Raw genomic sequence first — 19,403 nt, 5'->3', positions numbered from 1 at the left:
TTTTAGAACCAATACAAAACGACTTGATTTTCATTGGCATACCATCATTTAAAATCTTCTACTAGTATGATCACATATGATAATGTCATCCTTTTAAAGAAAATAATTTACAAATGTATTCCGATTATGTCCCCTGACTACACAGTTACTATTCCTTTGAAAAACGAAAAGACTAGGTCACTCGTTTGAATGCCCAGCCCAATTATTTTTATTGAATCTCTACTTTTATCCATCCGCGAACACTATTCACCAGCCAAATAGCATCGGCGCGAAAAACATCTTGTTTATAAATGACTCTCTCCGTTATTTCTTTTGATGCTAACAATTCTGCTCGCATGGTCCCTGCTAATAAACCAGTTTTTTGTGGAGGAGTTACAAGTTCTCCATCCAGCTTCAGAACAACATTACCAATCGTAAACTCGGTTATTTCTCCTCGTTCATTCCATAGCAATGTATCAAAATATCCATCTATCTTAAGCTTTTCGTATGTCGATCGCTGTGTTGTTTTATGAAATAAATAGATATCATCACTAGCGATAGGAATTTCTGCTAGTGTTATCATTTGCGGCTCAGATATCTCTTTTAATGGTTCTGCTTCTAAACTGATTCCACCGGCTGCTGATACAAGCAGTCTCACTTTATATACTCCACATACATATTTTACTGCTAATTGTTTCAAGCGTTGATCAATCTCATCAAGAGGACAACAGTAACCAAAATAATTCGCACTTAGTTTTAATCTTTCTAAATGGCGATCCAACAATGTATATGTTCCATTCTCCAAACGAATACTCTCCAGTAATTGGTGATTATACGGCTGTGATTCTAATACTTTTGCTTTTGTAATCACTTCTTCGTATTCCCCATGACTTGTAGAATCCCAGGTAATTCCTCCACCAACACCATAAGTAGCTCTTTGCTTTTCTTTATCCAAAATTACAGTACGAATGGCTACATTAAAAACTGCCTCTCCATTTGGTTTTAAATAACCAACTGTTCCACAATATGCTTCTCGGGGAGATTGTTCCAACGAATGGATCAATTCCATCGTTTTTCGTTTCGGTGCTCCGGTGATCGAACCACATGGGAACAAAGCAGTGAATACATCTGATAATGTTGTTGTTGAATGTGTCTTCGCTTCAATCGTAGATGTCATCGTCCAAAGAGTGGGGTAGCGTTCAACCGTGAATAAATGAGGGACATGAACCGTGCCAGGCACAGCAATCTTGCCTAAATCATTCCGAAGCAGATCGACAATCATCAAATTTTCAGCACGATCTTTGGTTGAATGTTTTAATTGCGCAGCGCATAATCGATCTTCTTCTGAGGATCTTCCTCTTTTTGTCGTACCTTTCATTGGACGAGTGGTGATCTTCCCCTGTTCCCAATGAAAAAAAAGCTCAGGAGAAACAGACAATATTTGAAAATTTCCTGTATCCATAAAAGCATTGTATCCATCCTGAAGCGAGGTCAAATGCTGATAATACGCCCACGGATCTCCTCGAAAAGCAGTATGAAGCCGAATAGCATAATTGGTCTGATAAGTATCTCCTCTTGCAATCGCATCATGAATTGCTTGGATAGACTGCTGATATTCCGTTTTGGATTTATCAGGCAACCAAGAAGAAACCTCATAATTCCCATCCGTTATCCAATCATCATCTTTTATGGGATCCAATTCTCGGAAGACAGCAAACCAAACCAGTGGTAAATTAGGTTTTGTATGCACAGTTAATGTCGAATCAAATGCTGGGCTGGCCTCGTAAGAAATAAACCCTGCTGCATAGTATCCCTGCTTCCATAGCGCCTCTATTTCTTGTATAGCAGGAAGCACCTGCTCTACTGTTTCTGCTATTATTATTCGTTCGGGTTGTTTTTTTCTTAGGTGCATATCTTTAAAATCGATGGCAATCACGTTTGCAATGCTCCTTGCCTTCTAAAAATTTCCACAAAAAAAAGACAAGCAGTTTTGCTTGCCCCTAATATTAGTCGATTTTGTATTTCTTTTTGAAACGGTCTACACGACCACCTGCGTTTACCATTCTTTGCTTACCAGTATAGAATGGATGACATTTGGAGCATACATCAACTTTTAATTCTTCTACTGTTGAACCTGTTTCAAAGGTAGTCCCACAGGACATACAAGTTACAGTAGCTGTTTTATAATTTGGGTGTATTGCTGTTTTCATTTCTAGTCACCTCTTTCGTACGGTCTGTATAAAACCACTGGAGTATTATAGCATGTTACACCACTAGCTGCAAGAACAGTGCGAAATGGAGTATTTGGAAGATCTATTTAAACTACTCATTATTTTCATGGGAGGATACCATACCTCCAATAGAAGATAGGCATCCCTCCGCCATCCGCTCTGATCGAGCGGATGGCGGAACCGGACACTTACTAGAACTCGTTGATCTCCATGTCTCCGTCGGAACGGATGATGGAGGCACCCGGCGGGAGAACGCGACCATTGACGATGGTCCTCCTGCCAGACTGGTAGACACGCGTGTCGCCACTGGGGCTGGCGGTGTACTTCTTGGTGGTTCCGTTGGCGGTCACAGTGGCGGAGCTCGACGAGAACGTCGAACGCGGCTCTCGGATCTCGACACCACTGTCGTTTGCACCGTTCATGACCTGCCAGACACGCTCGGCGATCTGACGCTCCTGGTCAGGAGTGATATCCTCCAACGTTCCAACGGGGATCACCTCGAAGTCCTCCATGCCCTTGTAAAAAGAGGCGGCGTACTTCTCACCGTCGACCGTTGCATAAACCTTCATTTCTTGTCCTCCAAAGCATCCGGTTGGTTGTATCTTTATACTAATTGTTTATTTTATAAATGTATAGTTTTAATAAAAATAAGTTTGGAATATGTTTAGAACTTCACGGAATGAGTAGAGTGCTTGTCGTTTACAATAGAGTCTTGAAATAAACTACATATTCATATTAATTTGTAATGGTGAGGAGTCATCGATACATATGTCTGAATGGAAAACACCGAAAACGGAGAAATCGACAAAAAAGAAAGGATTTTGGGCATCATTAACCTATGCCAACTATGTTGAATTCGCTGTATATGTTTTCATTGTGGTTTGTTTTTTGGTCAGTTTGATCGACCACTTGACTTAAAATGCTCCATAACAAAAGAGACATTGCAAAACAAACTGCAAATGTCTCTTTCAAAAAGCTACTTTAGAACTCGAAGAGGATTTATAACTTCTCCATTTTTATGTACCTCAAAGTGTAGATGATATCCTGTCGCATTTCCTGTTTCACCCATATATCCTAATTGCTGTCCTGTTTCTAAATATTGTCCAGTGCTTACTAAAATACGACTTAAATGGGCATATAATGTGACCCAGCCTCCGCCATGATCTACCATCACCATATTTCCATATCCATTGTGATATCCGGCTTGGATTACTTTTCCTCCTAGTGAAACATCGATCACTTGTTTGGATTTCTTGGAGCTCCATATATCCAAACCTTTGTGCATCCGGCCATGACGCCAACCAAAATTACTAGTAATCATTCCAGACACAGGCCATTGAAATTGAAAATTACCTACAGAAACTTTGTCATATTTACTGACTACTACGACTTTATGTTTGGTTTTTGTTCGAGGCTTATTATCTGGTTTGGCAACTGGAACTGGAATCTTCTCTTTTTTGACAATAAGTACTTTTTGTCCAGCTTTCAACGGCTCTAACAAGTTAACTTTCGGATTTAGTTTAAAAAACAATTGTAATGACATTTTCTGTTGTTTGCAAAGTTGATACACCATCTCATTTCCTTTGGAGGTGTACTCCTTGATGGCTAGTGGAATTTTTAGTTTGGAACCAACGACAAGCTTATTTGGATTGCTTATGTTGTTTAGGTTTGCTATTTCTTGATAATGAATGCCAAAACGCAATCCAATTGCATACAACGTATCCCCTTTGCTCACCTCATAAGTGAGCTTATTTCCAATGGAGATGGTCAGTTGCTTTCCTGATTGATAAAGAGTTTCCTTAGCATCAATAGTAGCCAATTTCCCACCTGATTTGTTTTCTGCTAATAACTGCGCCACAATCGGATGGGAATTCGTGTTTCCAGCCCAAGCCACAGCTGTAGCAGCCGAAGCTGTACATACACCGATACTCGAGGCTAGGAGCGTCTTCTTACCAGACATCACAACACCTCATATCCATGATATTGGGTACCCATGACTCCACTTTATGCACCTAACCCACAACATATGAAAATTTTTGGTAGAACTATCTATATTCGACTAGAACATGGGCTGAAAAAGCCGGCTTTAGCCTTTATCTTATCGGATTTTGAAAAAAGTTGGGCACTTGTCCAAACAACCAAATACACATTTGCATAACTAGTTAAAGAGTCTTTGCTAGTCATTTGTTTGAAAGCAAGGACGAAAGAAAATTGGTTTCACGAATAAAAGGAGGATTTATATGGATTACATGGATGAGTATTTGAATACTTTTGACATTGAATTTGATGACGATGATTACGATGACTTTGAGGGAGACTTAGATTTCCATACGTTTGATCATTACTCGAATTTAGCTCAACGCCAATTTGGACCAGATCAATTTCAAAGAGAACGATTTGGGCAAGGATTTTTTGGACCAGATCAGTTCCGTCGAGTCGGTAACCCTGTAAGAAGAAATGTACGATGCTGTGTGTATCGCCACCGTAACTCTGGCAGAATACGAAGAGTATGTCAAACTAGAGGGAGACGATGCACTAATCGCCTAGGACGAAATTGGGTACTGATTGATTCCTTTACCACGAATAATTGTAATCGTTGTTTATAATTTAATGACAAAACCCCTTGTTCTAATTCTCAGTAGGGGATCAGAACAGGGGTTTTGATGAATTTAATGGGCTTTTTTTCGTTCGGCAGGACGGGACTCTAGTGAGGCTAAAAATTCTTGATTATTTTTGCTATTCTTCAGTTTACGTAGAAAAGCATCTGTGAAATCGTGGTTATCACTCAATCCTTTGCGAATAGACCATAATTTGTCCAGTTCATCTTTTGTCAGCAACAACTCTTCACGTCTTGTTCCAGACTTACGAATATCAATAGCAGGAAATATCCTTCTCTCTGCCAATTTGCGATCCAAGTGAAGTTCTAAATTACCTGTTCCTTTGAACTCTTCATAGATCACATCATCCATACGAGAACCTGTATCTACTAAAGCAGTAGCCAATATTGTTAAACTACCACCTTCTTCAATGTTACGAGCAGCACCAAAGAATCGTTTTGGACGGTGGAAAGCAGCCGGATCAATACCACCAGATAATGTTCTGCCGCTCGGTGGAATTACCAGATTGTAAGCACGAGCCAATCTTGTAATACTATCTAGTAATATAACCACATCTCGTTTGTGTTCTACTAATCGCTGGGCACGTTCTAAAACCAATTCGGCTACTTTTATATGATTTTCTGGCAATTCATCAAAAGTAGAACTAACGACCTCTCCTTTGACCGAACGCTGCATATCTGTAACTTCTTCAGGACGTTCATCAATTAACAAAACAAACAGCTCTATATCTGGTCTGTTTTCAGAAATACTATTGGCAATTTCTTTTAGTAACATAGTTTTCCCAGCTTTTGGCTGTGCAACAATTAAACCACGCTGGCCGAGTCCAACGGGAGCTATCAAGTCCATGATTCGAGTGGATGTTTTGTGTGGTGCGGTTTCTAGTAGTAATCTCTCTTGTGGATAGAGTGGGGTAAGTCCAGCAAAGTGAAGTCTTTCACCAGCAGTTTCGGGATCAGCACCATTGACAGCTTCTACATGTAACAATCCATAGTAACGCTCGTTTTCTTTAGGCGGTCTAACTTTTCCTGATACTAAGTCACCTGCACGCAAATCAAATCGACGAATCTGAGAGGCTGAGATGTATATATCTTCTGATGAAGGCAAAAAGTTAATTGGTCGAAGAAATCCATAGCCTTCTGATAAAATATCTAGTACACCCTCCATGAAGAAAAATCCATCTTTTTCTGCATGGGCCTTTAAAATAGAAAAAATAAGTTCTTTCTTTTTCATCTGACCATAGTATGGAATTTGATAACGCTTGGCCAGTTTGTAAAGCTCTGTGAGCTTCTGGTTTTCCAATTCACTAATCGTATAATCCAATTCATTTCACCACTTTTTCAGGCTTAGGTTCCTAAGACCAAGTCCGGTTTCTTTTCTAGACGATGGGTTCCATCGATAAATCTTACTGTACCAGTTTTTGCCCGCATAACCAATGACTGTGTCGTAGCAATGTTACCTTTGTATCGAACTCCTTTTAGTAGTTCTCCATCTGTAACACCAGTGGCAGCAAAAATAGCATCGTCACCTTTTACAATATCTTCCATTCGCAAAATACGAGAAGGATCTGCTATTCCCATCTGAATACAGCGTTGTCTTTGTTCTTCATTTTCCGGTAATAATCTACCTTGAAAATCTCCACCCAAACATTTCAGTGCAACAGCAGCTAAAACTCCTTCTGGTGCTCCACCTGATCCAAACAAAATATCGACACCAGTATCAGGGAATCCAGTGTTTATCGCAGCTGCAACGTCCCCATCTGTAATCAACTTAATTCGAGCGCCTGCTTTGCGGATCTCTTCAATCAACTTTGCATGGCGGGGCCGATTTAATAATGCTGCAACTAAATCTTCCACATCTTTTCCGTTTGCTCTTGCTACTGCTTTTAAATTGTCTTCTACAGATGCATCCAAGTCAACGAGACCTACTGCTTTTGGACCAACAGCAATTTTGTCCATGTACATATCTGGTGCATGTAACAAACAACCTTCATCTGCAATAGCGATAATAGCTAGTGCATTCCAAGCACCACTTGCAACAATATTGGTTCCTTCAAGTGGGTCAACAGCCACATCTACTCTGGGCTCTAAACCTGTCCCTAGTTTTTCCCCAATATAAAGCATAGGGGCTTCATCCATCTCCCCTTCACCGATCACAACTGTTCCCTTCATGTGAATAGTATCAAATACTTTTCTCATTGCAGTCGTCGCGGCATCATCTGCTTCATTCTTTTTGCCAAAACCCATCCATCTACCAGAAGCAATGGCAGCGGCTTCTGTAACACGTACAAGCTCCATCGTTAAACTTCGTTCCAATTGCTTCAACTCCTTCTTCTTCTTTGTAAGGTAACACAAGCGGCGGAAATTTGGAATAATCGATTCTTAGAAAACCTCTTTTTTTTCTGTCAGTTTGAGAAAAAAATTCGGCTTGGCACTTGTTGTACCAAGCCTTTTGATTAATTACGACTTTTCCAATCGGCTTCGAATTTTGCAATTCCTTGTGCGGTTAAAGGATGTTCTACAAGTGTTTTTACAACATTGTATGGCATCGTAGCAATGTGAGCACCAGCAAGCGCAGCTTGAGTCACATGCATTGGATGGCGGATACTTGCGGCGATAATTTGCGTTGGAAGGGAATGAGTATTGAATAACTCAGCTACCTGCTCAATCAAGAATATACCTTCTTCTCCGATGTCATCCAAACGACCAACAAATGGACTGACATAAGTCGCGCCAGCACGAGCGGCGATTAGAGCTTGGTTGACAGAGAAAATAAGAGTAACATTCGTTTTTATTCCTTTTTGGGAAAAGTGGTGAACTGCTTGGAGTCCATCCCATGTCATCGGACATTTAATAGTGATCTGTGGTGCAATTGCTGCCAATTTTTCCCCTTCTTCAATCATTCCTTGAGCATCCGGACTCATCACTTCAGCGCTAATGGAGCCTTCAACCATTGTTGTAAGTTCTTTTAAAACATCTTCAAAAACTCTTCCTGATTTTGCAATCAGCGATGGATTTGTGGTTACACCTGAAACAATCCCAAGTGGAACTACTTTTTTCACTTCATCAACATGTGCTGTATCTAAGAAAATTTTCATCAGAACTTTCCTTTCTTATGTTAAATTTACGCTTTGTGAGAACTTCCAAAAAGACGCATTTTTCCTCGAACCACTTCTTTGATCGCTTCTCTAGCTGGTCCTAAGTATTTGCGTGGATCTATCATGTCGGGTTTTGTGGTCAACAATTCTCTTACTACTCCAGCACTTGCGACTTGGTTTTCGGTGTTTACATTGATTTTTGCCGCCCCAAAAGATATTGCTTTTTGAATCGATTCATCTGGTACACCAGATCCACCATGCAAAACAATTGGCGCCTCAATCGACTGGCTTACTTCTTCAATAATTTCGTAATGAATTTTTGGTTCCCCTTTATACATTCCATGAGCGGTACCAACAGCAATCGCCATTGCATCTACTCTTGTTTCTTGCCAGAAGCGAATGGCTTCCTTTGGATTAGCAATCGATGCATCTTCATCCGCAACGTTGAGATCGTCTTCGACTCCACCGATCGTACCTAATTCCCCTTCAACGGAAATACCAACTGCATGTGCAGCTGCTACCACTTGTTTGGTCAGGCGAATATTTTCTTCAAGTGGATAATGAGAACCATCGAACATAACGGAAGAAAAACCTTCACGAATACACTGCATAACGACTTCAAAGCTACTACCATGATCGAGATGAAGTGCTACTGGTACCCCAGATTCCTCTGCAGCGATACGGGCCAATGCAACTACATTTTTGATTCCCATGTATCGGATAGCACCTTCACTAGCACCAAAAATAAATGGAGACTGCTCTTCTTTCGCAGCTGCTGCGATTGCTTGGACAAACTCCAAATTATTCATGTTAAACTGACCAACTGCAAACTTTTCCTTTTTTGCTCTAGGCAGAAATTCATTCATGGAGACAAGTGGCATTCTCATTACTCCTTTATTATATGTAATCACCAAAAAGCCAACCCCCAAAGGTCGGCTAGGACTTTATCTATTTTATTATAATTTATAGGCTCAGGTCAAAGTTCTTGGGGAAATCCTGCCTCTGTTTTGGAAGAAATTTCAAAAAAATCACCTGTCGGTTTCTATATATAACCTTTCCTTCTTAGGAAAATAATCATTTATATAAAATAAATGTTCTCCTAGTATATTGGTAATAAATTACACTTTTTCAGGAAACGAGTTGGCGAATCACTTCTGATCGCAATTCCTCAATGTCAAACGGCTTGGTAAAATGTGCAAGTGCTCCTAATTTTGTAGCTTCATCAAGCATATCTAATTCTCCGTATGCAGTCATCATAATCACTTTGGAGCGGCAAGATACCAATTGTAGTCTACGTAATAATTCTAATCCATCCATACCAGGCATCTTCATATCTAACAAAATCAAATCAGGATCTTCCAAAGAAATGATATCCAAAGCTTGTTTGCCATTAGCTGCCTGAAAGACTACCAAATTATCTTTGGAGAAGACTTCTTTAATTAAAATACGAATTCCAAATTGATCATCCACCACAAGTACCTTTTTCGGGCTCATCTGCATTTTCCAGGCCTCCTTTTTCAGCTTCTCCGTTTTCACATTATGATCATTTTTAAACTTTCCTTATATGTACATATTTTTCCTGCTTTTTCGATAGATGATATTTTACTAATCGAAAAAAATAATGAATTAAAATAAAAGTATACACTAAATATTGTATATTCGAAGAAAAATAGCCAGAAAATTGTATAATATTTATCATTTCCTATTATACAATTATTCTTCTTGTAAGCGTCTCTTTACAGATTGTGTACAATAAAAGAAACACTATTGGAAAATAAGAGGTGAATTTCATGCGAGTTTTGGTTATTGGCGCTGGAGCTGTAGGCGGTTACTTTGGTGGTAGATTGGTTGAAAAAGGAGCAGATGTAACTTTCCTAGTCAGGGAACATCGACAGAAACAATTGCATGCCAAAGGGCTTGTCCTACATAGTGTAAAAGGGGATACTTCCTTACCAGTGAACACCTTCGTAGCTGGTGAGAAAAAAGAGCCATTTGATCTCATCCTTTTAACGACGAAAGCGTACCATTTAGAAGATGTATTACCGACGATTACGCCCTATGTGGCTGAAAATAGTACTATTCTTCCACTCTTAAATGGAATTGCTCATTTTGATGTTTTGAAAAACTATTTTGGTACAGAAAAAGTTATTGGCGGTTTATGTTTTATTGAATCCACTTTAAATACGCAAGGTGAGGTGGAACACTATAGCGTCAATCACCGGGTTGTCTTTGGTGAGTTTAACCATGAAAAAACCGAGCGCATCAAAAGAATCGAACAATTATTTACTGGAGCAAACCTTGAATTCGTCTCAAGTGACAATATCCAAAATGATATCTGGAAAAAATACATTTTTATCAGTGCAATGGCAGGAATGACTTGCCTCACTCGCAGCAGTATCGGCCCCATCATGCACTCTCCCGGCGGTCCACAAATATATGAGCGTCTTTTACATGAAATTTGCACGATAGGCAAATATCAAGAACCTTCGTTGGATGCTGACGTTTGGGAGCAAACAATCGGTCGTGTTCGCACGCTGCCTGACGGCATGAAGTCCTCGATGCTTCGTGATATGGAAAAAGGCCTGCCAATTGAAACTGACCATTTTCATCGGACCCTTTTGGAGTTAGCACCAGATGATTTGGACACTCCCATATTGCAAACCATTTACAGTACGCTTTCGATCTACCAAACATCCAAAGAAACAAACTAGGTTCTAACCATTTTCTTCGTGAAAAATAACCAAATCATAACAGCGAATTCGCAGGAGACATTCAAGATGTCTCCTGCTTTTGGTTTTCAGACTCTCATTATAATTTTCAAAACAATGATCACCGCAATACAGTAAACCCCGATCTATCTTTAAGAGACTGAAAGTTCCCACCAAAAATCAATCAAAATTTTTATGCTATACTAAAAATAGAGGAAAAAATATTCCTCTTGTGAATAGAAAGGATTTTCAAATGAGTGACGATCGCGATAACGATCGCTATGAAGAGTATCTCGATGATGTGGAAGAGATTGACGTAAGCAGTACAGGTGCAGCTCGTCAAGAGCTTGATCTTCTAAATCTAGAAAAAGGTGAGGATGTAGAGGAGGAACTCGCTCACGATCCATTGCGTCGCTCGATGTTTGACAAATTCGAAGAGGCACTTGAAGATGGAGACCCTGCTAGGGCAAAACTATATCAGAATCTTCTCCATGGCGATGACGACAACGATGAAGAAAACGATGATAAGTAAATAAGTGCCAAATGCAGGAGGCAGGTTATCCTGTCTCCTGCACTAATTTTAACCGCTATCAACAAAATCTCCACGATGCTCATCCCAATTGAATAGCCTATGCTATCAGCCCTCTTCCAGCACACATTACATACTTCATATATTTGAGGAAAAATATTTCGAAAACCAGCACTACGTTGGTATAATCAAACTAGAGGGAAGCACCCTCTGTTTTTCAAGAGAAAAGAGATAACTGATGGCAACCGTAAAGGAATTTATCACCGCTATTAAGAAAGTCAATCTGGATGATCCTGTGAGAGCACAAGATGAAATTCTATCCATCTATCGGAAGATGGAGTCCCCTGAAATTATTCACGAAATTGATAATAGTGACCAAAAGCTGAACCGTCTTCGGTATGCTCTTCGGGACGGGGATGTCCAGAAAGCCAAAGAAATTCAGCGCAGCCTTTAACTTTGTACACAAAGTCCAAAAGGCAGACAAACAGGATACAGATTAATCTGTATCCTTCACGAATATTCCCTACATCAACAAAATTCCTACAACAGAGACAGCCGCAATCAACAAACCCAATCCCATAAAGATAATTGGTATGGTATGCCCCTTCTCATTGAGATGCATAAACGTAAATAGCTGAAGAAAAACTTGGACAACTGCCGCTCCTAATATAATCCAAAATGTTGTGGTAAAGGTGAAATGAGGATATGCCACTAAATAAAACGAAAGTGCTGTAAACAATACCATCCACATAAATGACCAAAGAAAACGCGAGGTTGATCGTGTTTTTTTCACCGGTACAGAGGACTGTTTATTTAACGATGGTTCCACTTTCTACCCCCTCCCACGAGTCAGTTGGAAGCGCTTGCTTTTATTATACTGAATCTTTTATTTTTTTGCACATTCCAATTTGAATACAAAAATGATACAAGGCAGCTTTAATTATTCCTCTTCAGGCAACATTGCAAAGGCAATAAATCTATCCATAGATTAACTCAACATTTACAAAATTTTTAAATTAAAAAGATGGTTAACTTCCCATTTTTTATGTATAATACTTTTTGACATTACCACGCTAAAGAGAGGAAGCGCCATGACTGCCTTGCCTTCTGAACTGGAGGAATTGGCAAAAAAATACAAGAAAGAAACTGGTAGGGACCTGAGGATTCGACTGGAACCAATGCGTCCTCCTAACCAGCCGATTCCGGATGATAATACAGAAGAGGAACAGTAAATTAATTGTCACCAACTGTTATTTCTCTCTATGGGCAGTCAATCCAAGCCGATTTGACTGCCCGCCTAATGATTGAAAAATTTGAAACGCAAATTATAATAGATTTTGTAGTGAAACAAATAACCCCAATACTAGGGGTTATTTTCTTTAATTAAAAATTGATAATGGGAATAGGAGCAACGTATGTCATCTGATAGAACGAAACATTGTGATCAAAAAGCAATCTGGTGGTTAAGTGAACAAAAGAGTTATGCTGTCATATTCGCATTTTGTCTCATCATTCTCTCCATGTGTCTCAGCGGAATAATGCGCGGCTCTTTTCCATTTGGTGATATCACACGAAGTGTCAATGATCTGGGTAATCAGTTTGTTCCTGCACATACATACTATTGGGACTTATTACACGGAAGAGCAGAAGGAGATTTATTTTATAACTGGCGCAGCGCATTCGGCACTGGTTTTTATGCTGATTTTGTCACTTATTTGAGCAGCCCGTTTTCGCTGTTGGTATATTTCTTTCCCAGAGCACAGGTCAATCTCGCTGTTTATGTGATCACTGTACTCAAGTTAGCAACAGCAGGAGCGATGATGGCATATTATTTAGCTTCATGGAAACGAGGATCCTGGCTTTTTGCTGGACTACTCGGAGCATCTTATGGATTATGCGGCTGGGCAATTGATGACGCTGCATATGTAACGATGTGGCTCGATGGACTTATTGCCTTTCCGCTCATTTGTTTGGTTGGACAATGGGCAATGCAGCAAAAACGCTTTTATTTTGGAACCGCGCTTGTAGCAATTGCTTGGATAGCAAATTTTTATACTGCTTATATGGCTACCATTGGTGCGATTATTGTTATTCTCATTCGTATGTTTACGGAAAAAGCCGCACGCAAACAGCACAGTCTGTCCCTTTTGCGTGGCGCATTGATGTTAGGGCTCGGCGTTGGACTGGCGATGCCTTTTATTTACCCTATATTAAAAGCGACGAAAATAGCACAGCCTACTTCGACAAAGCCATTTGAAGCAGTACCATGGACACATCTTTTCTCCCGATTGTTCCCAATAACAGAAGGGATCGGACTCAGCCCTAGTATCTTTATTGGTACGCCTTCCCTTCTGCTTGCTTTGATTTTCATCTTTCAAACTTCGATTTCCATTCGAACCCGATTCATCTGGTGTTTAACGGCCTTATTGGTACTCTTATCCTTTCAATGGAACCCAACGCAATTATTTTGGCATGCTTTTGCAGCTCCAAATGGAAGTTCATTTCGGGAAGCTTTTATTTTTTGCGGCATACTGACAATGCTCAGTTGGTCAGCAATACACGATAGTAAGAAAATCAATGGCATTTCTCTTGTCGGTGCTAGTATTTTATTTACACTATTGATTGTCTTTACTCGCAATAGCCCGTTGATCACACCAATTACCATTCCGATTGTGGCAATCGCAGCATTCGTAACAATCATTGCACTTGTATGTTTGAAATATATACAAGCAGAACAAAAATTATTTTGGCTCTGCGGGATCGCAAGTATTATGTTGACACTTGTATTTTTAGGAGAATCGATAGTTTCTTCTGTAAAAATCGATGAAATTCGTTATGCAAGATTCACTTCCAGCCCGGAATGGGGTGCTTGGCATGATCAGATGAGGACGGCCGTAGCAAAAAATAAGCATTTTCCTATATATCGTACAGATACAGGAACAAATTTTATTACCAAAAATGATCCTTGGCTTCTTGGTGGGCAAGGGGCTGTCTACTATAGCAGTCTAACAATGGCTTCCACTACGAAAATGCTTACAGATCTAGGGTTTGGATGGGATCGATGGGGACGAGGAATCCTCAGCTTAAATAATGAAGTAACAGATGCCATCTTTTCCATTGGAACGAGAATTATTTCAATCCCATCGGATAATGGCAAAATGCAGGTACAAGTCCAAAAACATAGCGTTCCATCGCTTGTAACAGTTCATACAAATACACCAAAGAATAAAAAAAATGATGTTTTCTTCAATCAAGAACAACTGCTAGGGAGCAAAGTATATGATCGTCCCGCTCCAAAGGCATCAGAGGCAAATGGCACTACACCTTTGGGAGTGACCAAGGCAGGATATCTTATTCCAGAACAAAAAAACCATCAAATGGGTACCTATTTCCTGCGAACCAAATGCCAGCCTAGTTCCACTGTCTATTTGTATACTCCTTACTTATATGGAACTGCCAAATTACAAGGACAACCGGCACAGCATATATTAGGCTCACATAAAGCATACTTAGCGCCGATGATGAATCTTGGGAAAACACCATCATCTGGAGAAGTTCATGTAATAATTAAAACAGATAAAGTCGGCGACTTTGATCGACATCCAATTGGATGTCTTGATCCGAAAAAATTAAATCAAGCGGTAACAAAACTACAAAAAACAGGAGCCACCAAAGTAGAAATAGCTGGACACAGCATTCGCGCTGCTCTCCCAAAAGGAAGTACAGGTTCTGCTGTATTTTCCATTCCGACAGCACCTGGCTGGACTTGTAAAGCAAACCATTCAACCATTGGAATTCGAAGTTTTATGGGACTAATAAGTATTCCGCTTGATAAAAACACACAAAATGTAGCATGTACATACATACCTCCAGGATTATGGGTAGGGGTTGTCATTGGACTTTTATCGCTTATTGTTTGTTGTTTATGTGGATGGTTGATAAAAAAGAGGAGTACTCCTGTAACATCGTAAATGTATGTGTGAATAAAATAGACTATCTATTATAATAAGCTTAGGCTGAATAATCAGCTCTCCTCTAATGGAAGGGATTTTACGATGCCTAAGCTCACGCTTGAACCCGTACTCCGCAAAAAGTGGGAGATCGACTGCCATTTGAAAATCAAGAGAGAAAATATCCTCAAAAATAAGGTTCCTGGTACTCAGCTTGCCGTCGTTGGTGACTACCAGATTAGGATTTCTGTACTGGGTGTAGATATTGTTCTTGATAGCAATCCTCGCGGTGGTTCTGTAGATACAATACTTGATCTAGAGCCATCTGAACAGAAAACGCTGAAGGGTAAAAACGGAGAGGACATTTGTACAGTCAAGCGTTTGAGCTAAATCCCTGATGTAACTTTCATTTGGAATATTCCAGCTCTGGCAGCTACGATAAATGTTGCCAGAGCACCCAAAATGCCAAATCTATTTTATACCTTCTTTGCAAAAAGGAGGAATTGGTCAACTCGGTAGGATCGATCAAAATTTTGTAGAAGATGATCTTCTATCCCTGAATTATTCATGACATTGACAAAAAAGTATTCCGATATATAATAAAAAAGTATAAACTTCATATGGTATCCTTCGGGGCAGGGTGAAAATCCCGACCGGCGGTGATGGTTAATCAAACAAACCTCAGTCCGTGACCCGAGCTGGCAAATGCCAGAGCGGTGGATTCGGTGTAATTCCGAAGCCGACAGTATAGTCTGGATGGGAGAAGGATAAAGGAACGCAACAAGAAAAAAGATAGATTTTCTCTTGTTCTGTTTCGATGTGCTTTTTTGGCTATTACTAAAAAAGCCTATTTATCATGACTACAACCCCCGAGAGCAAACGCTTTTGGGGGTTTTTTACGCCCCAGGAACCAGCTAAAAAAGGAGATGTTTTCTGTGAGTAAATCTTCCTCACAAACACGTAAGCTGGTCCTATTGTCTGTTTTAACAGCAATTGCACTACTCATGCAGTATCTCAACTTTCCATTGCCACTGTTTCCATCTTTTCTAAAGATTGATTTCAGTGAAGTTCCTGCCCTAATCGGTGCATTTCTATTTGGGCCTTTGTCAGGTGTAATCATTGAGTTATTAAAAAACACCCTGCATTTTTTATTATCCGGCAGTGAAACAGGTGCGATTCCACTTGGACAAATCGCAAACTTTCTCGCTGGAAGTCTATTTGTAATAACTTCTGTATGGATCAGTAAAAAAATAACAGGGATCAAAGGCATGATCATCGGTACATCCATCGCAACGGTTTTGATGACGATCTTGCTTACAATTGCCAACTACTATGTTATCTTTCCGTTATACAGTTATTTGATTAATTGGACAATAACCGGAGAAACAAAAAATATGCTTGTATTTTATGGCGTTGCTCCTTTTAACTTACTAAAAGGAATTCTCATTGGTGTACTTTTTATACCGCTTTATCAAAAACTATTTCCAATCATATCCTTACAATCAAAAAGATAACATTGTATTTTTATATATTTTCGTTTATATTTTGAATAGTGAGCTATTTTTCTATTCAAAATATAAAGGAGCTGTTTTGAGATGGAAAAAGAATTGAATGTAGATGCCTTTCAACAAGAAGTAGAAGAAAAGAAATTGGACAATATCGATCCAAGTTTTATCGAATTAACGATTGATAATGTAGGTAGAACTCGACCAGAATCCAAATAATCTATAAAATTTTTAAGGGAACTATGGCTGACATTGTTCCCTTTTTTCTATAAGGAGTGAAGATATGTACAATGAAATCGTCCTTCCATGGAAACAACAAAAAACAGAGGGGATGTATGCCTCTTTAGAAAAATTGAGCCATACTTTTAGACGGCGTGACAATCATTTTCCTATAAACTGGGAGTTTTCTCTGTTAAAATATGTGTTTTTTCTCTGTTTACATAGCTCGAAGAAAAAAGATTTCACCACCATTCAACAAGCACTCTCTTTTTGGGATCATTTAATCAAAGGGAAAAGATCATCTTTTACCTATACAGATAAATCATGGCTTCTTTTGGATATAAAACATTGCAGTTCAAGACCTCCATTTTATGAAGAAAAGAAAAAAGATATCATCCTATTGACCGAAAAATCACTAGAAAGAGGATTTCAGGCAGTATCAACGGATTATTTGCATGAAAGCTGGAAAATGATTGAGAAAACAAATTTTCTGCCGCTAGTTGAACAGGCCGGCAGTGTAGTGGTTAATATGAACCATCGAACAGATGATAATGACATCACTGCCTACTCAACGCAAATTCAAGGAATTATTTACACCGATTGGTCAGATAATACCCTCGCCTATGCTGAATCAATTGTCCATGAATCTGCACATTCCCTCCTCAATTATTACTTAGAAGCATTGGCTATAAAAATGCCCGATGATTTATACTGGTCCCCTTGGAGACAAACCAATCGGCCTGCGTATGGTGTTTTACATGGAGTATGGGCATTTTCACATGTCTATTTGTTTTATAAACGACTAGCAGAGGCAGAAAATAGCGAAGTACACCATTCCCGCGCAGAGAAAGAGAAAAAAGATCTTTTGTTTGTCAAAGATTCACTGGATAAAATCTTAGCAGACATCAACTCTCCAAAGTTAAAAGAATTGGTACTTGCTGTGTTTCCTGAATAAGCAGCCATTTTTATTTATCTCAAAATTATGTATAATAAAATTAATCAACCACCACCTGATGCACCCTAGGAGCCGACCATGGCACGCAACAAGCGATCCGTTCAGAACACCTCCAAGAAGGAGACCCCTCTCGTCCTGCTGGCGACGATCAAGATCAACCCCGTCCTTGTGATGGGCAAGACCGGAAGCAAGACGATGATGTATGGTGTCACCGTCGAGAATGTCAAGCCTTCATATCAGCCCAGTGAGCCTGAGCTGATGGCGAAGATCGTCGAGGCGGTCAAGTACTTCCGCGATCAGGAGCAGAAGAAGGCCAAGGTCATCTACGGCAGGACCAGCAAGGTGACTGCCAAGGAGACGATCGCCTTCCTGGAGGACGCCAAGCGCAAGGCGCAGCGTATGATCGATGAGGCAGTGCAGGAGTTCTCCCAGGCCGCCTGAGGGTGGGAACTTCGGTTTTAGCAGTGGTTCACTCATAAAGAGTGGACTTGCTAAAACCGAAGCCCGAAATCAACAAATTTGACAATACACAAAAAAACAGAACCTTTCATTGGTTCTGTTTTTTTGTGTATAAATAGCATTGTATGTCGGGTCCCAAGAAGGAGTTCTATGCGCATGCATGGCTCACAACCTGGGCAGGAAGGGGGATTCAGGTGCTATAGCTGAAGTTCACCTGCATGGGCTGACCAGTGGAAGAATCCACCATCTCGCCGAAGCGCTCTTCAAGGGTAGCCTGGTCGATCTGCTCCTCCAGCCTTTTCCAAGAAGCTCGATTCGCTGCGGTGTCCTTCCCAGTGCTCAGTGATTCCATCCGGCACTCGAGGTACTCTTCCAGCGTGATGTAGACCACTGTCTTCCCTTCCATCTGTATATTTACTACTTATTACTCTACTGCAAATGAAAAATACTATTTTTTTCACTGTTATTCCAATATAATAGATACAAATCCTAACCGATCACTCCTTAGGAGGATGGCATGCAGATCATGCCGTTCGTTTCCGTTCCGGCTATGCTCACCCCCGTCTCCGAGGGACGATTCCGGGTACTTCCTAAGCCGTGGAACAGAGATGAACAAGAAATCTTCTCCTTCGAAGGCGTCTTGCCGCTGATCTCGTTCGACCGACGGCACAAGTGGCACAGCAAGGATCTCGCAGTGCGGTTTGAGCTCCTTTATGTTGAGGATGAGCGCCTGTTCCCGCCGTTCTCGCTGTCCGACGAAGAGTTGACCATGCAAGCGGCGATCAACGAAGTATGCCGCAATCTTGAGCAGCAGATCCAATTCGAGGACACCGTCATGGAACTGGATCAGGCGTTCGAAGCAATGCAGCGAATCAACGAGATCATCGTCGAGGCGCAGAAGCCGATCAAGGAGGCATTCCCCGCTTGGCAGGAGTTCATCTCGGGAAACAAGAGGTACCAGTCCTACTACGGACTCGCACTCTCCTGACGAGCACCCTAGTCTCGGTAACGGAAATCTCGAAAGAGAAAATTCTACTGCTGATACTAGGGAGCGAATTTAATGTAACACCTGTATAGAATAGTTCCAATATATTGTTTATTAAATTTATAAAAAGAAACCCTCGCTGCTCCATTGAATATCATGGAAAGAGAGGGT

At 40.3% G+C, this 19,403-nt stretch carries 24 protein-coding genes and 1 riboswitch; of the genes, 13 read left to right on the top strand and 11 right to left on the bottom strand.

Annotation, left to right across the window (positions count from 1 at the left end):
• Positions 1 to 208: 208 nt before the first annotated feature.
• From pabB to AC5WOC_RS11555, 3 genes are all read right to left on the bottom strand, one after another.
• Positions 209 to 1,915, bottom strand: a complete 1,707-nt coding sequence (pabB, locus tag AC5WOC_RS11565) for an aminodeoxychorismate synthase component I (protein ID WP_496055571.1) — start codon at positions 1,913 to 1,915, stop codon at positions 209 to 211.
• Between the two features lie 70 nt (positions 1,916 to 1,985).
• The gene (gene rpmE, locus AC5WOC_RS11560) at positions 1,986 to 2,189 is read right to left on the bottom strand and encodes a 50S ribosomal protein L31 (RefSeq protein ID WP_496055570.1); all 204 of its coding nucleotides are present in this window, start codon (positions 2,187 to 2,189) and stop codon (positions 1,986 to 1,988) included.
• 212 nt (positions 2,190 to 2,401) lie between these two features.
• Positions 2,402 to 2,779, bottom strand: coding sequence for a hypothetical protein (locus AC5WOC_RS11555; protein ID WP_496055569.1), 378 nt, complete (start codon positions 2,777 to 2,779; stop codon positions 2,402 to 2,404).
• A 199-nt stretch (positions 2,780 to 2,978) separates the two neighbouring features.
• Between AC5WOC_RS11555 and AC5WOC_RS11550 the strand changes: the two genes are divergently transcribed.
• On the top strand, positions 2,979 to 3,128 hold the full coding sequence (locus tag AC5WOC_RS11550; protein WP_496055568.1) for a hypothetical protein: 150 nt from the start codon (positions 2,979 to 2,981) through the stop codon (positions 3,126 to 3,128).
• A gap of 58 nt (positions 3,129 to 3,186) precedes the next feature.
• Here AC5WOC_RS11550 and AC5WOC_RS11545 read toward each other — a convergent pair whose 3' ends face one another.
• Positions 3,187 to 4,170 (bottom strand): peptidoglycan DD-metalloendopeptidase family protein, encoded by a 984-nt coding sequence (locus AC5WOC_RS11545; protein WP_496055567.1) that lies wholly within the window; start codon positions 4,168 to 4,170, stop codon positions 3,187 to 3,189.
• A 280-nt stretch (positions 4,171 to 4,450) separates the two neighbouring features.
• Here AC5WOC_RS11545 and AC5WOC_RS11540 point away from each other — a divergent pair, with 280 nt between their 5' ends.
• Positions 4,451 to 4,816 carry a hypothetical protein gene (locus AC5WOC_RS11540; protein WP_496055566.1) on the top strand — a complete coding sequence of 122 codons (366 nt, stop codon included), beginning with the start codon at positions 4,451 to 4,453 and terminating at the stop codon, positions 4,814 to 4,816.
• Between the two features lie 63 nt (positions 4,817 to 4,879).
• Here AC5WOC_RS11540 and rho read toward each other — a convergent pair whose 3' ends face one another.
• From rho to AC5WOC_RS11515, 5 genes are all read right to left on the bottom strand, one after another.
• Complete coding sequence (gene rho, locus AC5WOC_RS11535) at positions 4,880 to 6,148, bottom strand: transcription termination factor Rho (RefSeq protein WP_496055565.1); 1,269 nt, start codon at positions 6,146 to 6,148, stop codon at positions 4,880 to 4,882.
• A gap of 23 nt (positions 6,149 to 6,171) precedes the next feature.
• Positions 6,172 to 7,140, bottom strand: a complete 969-nt coding sequence (gene glpX / locus AC5WOC_RS11530) for a class II fructose-bisphosphatase (protein WP_496055564.1) — start codon at positions 7,138 to 7,140, stop codon at positions 6,172 to 6,174.
• Between the two features lie 140 nt (positions 7,141 to 7,280).
• Complete coding sequence (gene fsa / locus AC5WOC_RS11525) at positions 7,281 to 7,922, bottom strand: fructose-6-phosphate aldolase (protein ID WP_496055563.1); 642 nt, start codon at positions 7,920 to 7,922, stop codon at positions 7,281 to 7,283.
• A gap of 26 nt (positions 7,923 to 7,948) precedes the next feature.
• A complete protein-coding gene (fba, locus tag AC5WOC_RS11520) occupies positions 7,949 to 8,803 on the bottom strand; it encodes a class II fructose-1,6-bisphosphate aldolase (RefSeq protein ID WP_496055839.1) in 855 nt (284 codons plus the stop codon).
• Between the two features lie 247 nt (positions 8,804 to 9,050).
• A complete protein-coding gene (locus AC5WOC_RS11515; protein WP_496055838.1) occupies positions 9,051 to 9,416 on the bottom strand; it encodes a response regulator in 366 nt (121 codons plus the stop codon).
• Between the two features lie 296 nt (positions 9,417 to 9,712).
• Here AC5WOC_RS11515 and AC5WOC_RS11510 point away from each other — a divergent pair, with 296 nt between their 5' ends.
• From AC5WOC_RS11510 to AC5WOC_RS11500, 3 genes are all read left to right on the top strand, one after another.
• Positions 9,713 to 10,633 carry a ketopantoate reductase family protein gene (locus tag AC5WOC_RS11510; protein ID WP_496055562.1) on the top strand — a complete coding sequence of 307 codons (921 nt, stop codon included), beginning with the start codon at positions 9,713 to 9,715 and terminating at the stop codon, positions 10,631 to 10,633.
• 250 nt (positions 10,634 to 10,883) lie between these two features.
• Positions 10,884 to 11,162, top strand: a complete 279-nt coding sequence (locus AC5WOC_RS11505; RefSeq protein ID WP_496055561.1) for a hypothetical protein — start codon at positions 10,884 to 10,886, stop codon at positions 11,160 to 11,162.
• A gap of 235 nt (positions 11,163 to 11,397) precedes the next feature.
• Positions 11,398 to 11,613 carry a hypothetical protein gene (locus tag AC5WOC_RS11500; RefSeq protein ID WP_496055560.1) on the top strand — a complete coding sequence of 72 codons (216 nt, stop codon included), beginning with the start codon at positions 11,398 to 11,400 and terminating at the stop codon, positions 11,611 to 11,613.
• Between the two features lie 69 nt (positions 11,614 to 11,682).
• On the opposite strand, the gene AC5WOC_RS11495 is transcribed toward AC5WOC_RS11500, so the two are convergent.
• Positions 11,683 to 11,988, bottom strand: a complete 306-nt coding sequence (locus tag AC5WOC_RS11495) for a cytochrome C oxidase subunit IV family protein (RefSeq protein WP_496055559.1) — start codon at positions 11,986 to 11,988, stop codon at positions 11,683 to 11,685.
• 262 nt (positions 11,989 to 12,250) lie between these two features.
• Between AC5WOC_RS11495 and AC5WOC_RS11490 the strand changes: the two genes are divergently transcribed.
• The 7 genes from AC5WOC_RS11490 to AC5WOC_RS11460 all read left to right on the top strand — a co-directional run bounded on the left by AC5WOC_RS11490 (position 12,251) and on the right by AC5WOC_RS11460 (position 18,229).
• Positions 12,251 to 12,391: a hypothetical protein gene (locus AC5WOC_RS11490; protein ID WP_496055558.1), complete on the top strand. Its 141-nt coding sequence runs from the start codon at positions 12,251 to 12,253 to the stop codon at positions 12,389 to 12,391.
• A gap of 183 nt (positions 12,392 to 12,574) precedes the next feature.
• Positions 12,575 to 15,130 (top strand): YfhO family protein, encoded by a 2,556-nt coding sequence (locus tag AC5WOC_RS11485; RefSeq protein ID WP_496055557.1) that lies wholly within the window; start codon positions 12,575 to 12,577, stop codon positions 15,128 to 15,130.
• Between the two features lie 84 nt (positions 15,131 to 15,214).
• Positions 15,215 to 15,499, top strand: a complete 285-nt coding sequence (locus AC5WOC_RS11480) for a hypothetical protein (RefSeq protein WP_496055556.1) — start codon at positions 15,215 to 15,217, stop codon at positions 15,497 to 15,499.
• A 232-nt stretch (positions 15,500 to 15,731) separates the two neighbouring features.
• A riboswitch (FMN riboswitch) is annotated at positions 15,732 to 15,881 on the top strand.
• Between the two features lie 163 nt (positions 15,882 to 16,044).
• Complete coding sequence (locus AC5WOC_RS11475) at positions 16,045 to 16,623, top strand: ECF transporter S component (protein WP_496055555.1); 579 nt, start codon at positions 16,045 to 16,047, stop codon at positions 16,621 to 16,623.
• An 81-nt stretch (positions 16,624 to 16,704) separates the two neighbouring features.
• Positions 16,705 to 16,833 (top strand): hypothetical protein, encoded by a 129-nt coding sequence (locus AC5WOC_RS11470; RefSeq protein WP_496055554.1) that lies wholly within the window; start codon positions 16,705 to 16,707, stop codon positions 16,831 to 16,833.
• 64 nt (positions 16,834 to 16,897) lie between these two features.
• Positions 16,898 to 17,788 carry an aKG-HExxH-type peptide beta-hydroxylase gene (locus tag AC5WOC_RS11465; protein ID WP_496055553.1) on the top strand — a complete coding sequence of 297 codons (891 nt, stop codon included), beginning with the start codon at positions 16,898 to 16,900 and terminating at the stop codon, positions 17,786 to 17,788.
• Positions 17,789 to 17,866: 78 nt separating this feature from the next.
• The gene (locus AC5WOC_RS11460; protein ID WP_496055552.1) at positions 17,867 to 18,229 is read left to right on the top strand and encodes a hypothetical protein; all 363 of its coding nucleotides are present in this window, start codon (positions 17,867 to 17,869) and stop codon (positions 18,227 to 18,229) included.
• A gap of 208 nt (positions 18,230 to 18,437) precedes the next feature.
• Here the strand turns inward: AC5WOC_RS11460 and AC5WOC_RS11455 are convergent, their stop codons facing one another.
• Complete coding sequence (locus tag AC5WOC_RS11455) at positions 18,438 to 18,638, bottom strand: hypothetical protein (RefSeq protein WP_496055551.1); 201 nt, start codon at positions 18,636 to 18,638, stop codon at positions 18,438 to 18,440.
• Between the two features lie 126 nt (positions 18,639 to 18,764).
• Here AC5WOC_RS11455 and AC5WOC_RS11450 point away from each other — a divergent pair, with 126 nt between their 5' ends.
• Positions 18,765 to 19,235: a hypothetical protein gene (locus AC5WOC_RS11450; RefSeq protein ID WP_496055550.1), complete on the top strand. Its 471-nt coding sequence runs from the start codon at positions 18,765 to 18,767 to the stop codon at positions 19,233 to 19,235.
• The last annotated feature ends 168 nt before the right edge of the window (positions 19,236 to 19,403 follow it).

The sequence above is a fragment of the Shimazuella sp. NTD247 genome, assembly GCF_059510415.1.
The sequence above is the reverse complement of the archived record's forward strand: the minus strand, read 5'-3'. Positions and strand labels throughout refer to the sequence as shown.

Excerpts from the sequence above, each read along its gene's own strand:
- AC5WOC_RS11490 (WP_496055558.1), top strand. The coding sequence starts at position 12,251 with ATGACTGCCTTGCCTTCTGAACTGGAGGAATTGGCAAAAAAATACAAG.
- AC5WOC_RS11460 (WP_496055552.1), top strand. The coding sequence starts at position 17,867 with ATGGCACGCAACAAGCGATCCGTTCAGAACACCTCCAAGAAGGAGACC.
- AC5WOC_RS11510 (WP_496055562.1), top strand. The coding sequence starts at position 9,713 with ATGCGAGTTTTGGTTATTGGCGCTGGAGCTGTAGGCGGTTACTTTGGT.
- AC5WOC_RS11540 (WP_496055566.1), top strand. The coding sequence starts at position 4,451 with ATGGATTACATGGATGAGTATTTGAATACTTTTGACATTGAATTTGAT.
- AC5WOC_RS11450 (WP_496055550.1), top strand. The coding sequence starts at position 18,765 with ATGCAGATCATGCCGTTCGTTTCCGTTCCGGCTATGCTCACCCCCGTC.
- AC5WOC_RS11500 (WP_496055560.1), top strand. The coding sequence starts at position 11,398 with ATGGCAACCGTAAAGGAATTTATCACCGCTATTAAGAAAGTCAATCTG.
- AC5WOC_RS11465 (WP_496055553.1), top strand. The coding sequence starts at position 16,898 with ATGTACAATGAAATCGTCCTTCCATGGAAACAACAAAAAACAGAGGGG.
- fba (WP_496055839.1), bottom strand. The coding sequence starts at position 8,803 with ATGCCACTTGTCTCCATGAATGAATTTCTGCCTAGAGCAAAAAAGGAA.
- AC5WOC_RS11505 (WP_496055561.1), top strand. The coding sequence starts at position 10,884 with ATGAGTGACGATCGCGATAACGATCGCTATGAAGAGTATCTCGATGAT.
- rpmE (WP_496055570.1), bottom strand. The coding sequence starts at position 2,189 with ATGAAAACAGCAATACACCCAAATTATAAAACAGCTACTGTAACTTGT.
- AC5WOC_RS11545 (WP_496055567.1), bottom strand. The coding sequence starts at position 4,170 with ATGTCTGGTAAGAAGACGCTCCTAGCCTCGAGTATCGGTGTATGTACA.
- AC5WOC_RS11470 (WP_496055554.1), top strand. The coding sequence starts at position 16,705 with ATGGAAAAAGAATTGAATGTAGATGCCTTTCAACAAGAAGTAGAAGAA.
- AC5WOC_RS11480 (WP_496055556.1), top strand. The coding sequence starts at position 15,215 with ATGCCTAAGCTCACGCTTGAACCCGTACTCCGCAAAAAGTGGGAGATC.
- AC5WOC_RS11485 (WP_496055557.1), top strand. The coding sequence starts at position 12,575 with ATGTCATCTGATAGAACGAAACATTGTGATCAAAAAGCAATCTGGTGG.
- fsa (WP_496055563.1), bottom strand. The coding sequence starts at position 7,922 with ATGAAAATTTTCTTAGATACAGCACATGTTGATGAAGTGAAAAAAGTA.
- AC5WOC_RS11550 (WP_496055568.1), top strand. The coding sequence starts at position 2,979 with ATGTCTGAATGGAAAACACCGAAAACGGAGAAATCGACAAAAAAGAAA.
- AC5WOC_RS11555 (WP_496055569.1), bottom strand. The coding sequence starts at position 2,779 with ATGAAGGTTTATGCAACGGTCGACGGTGAGAAGTACGCCGCCTCTTTT.
- AC5WOC_RS11515 (WP_496055838.1), bottom strand. The coding sequence starts at position 9,416 with ATGAGCCCGAAAAAGGTACTTGTGGTGGATGATCAATTTGGAATTCGT.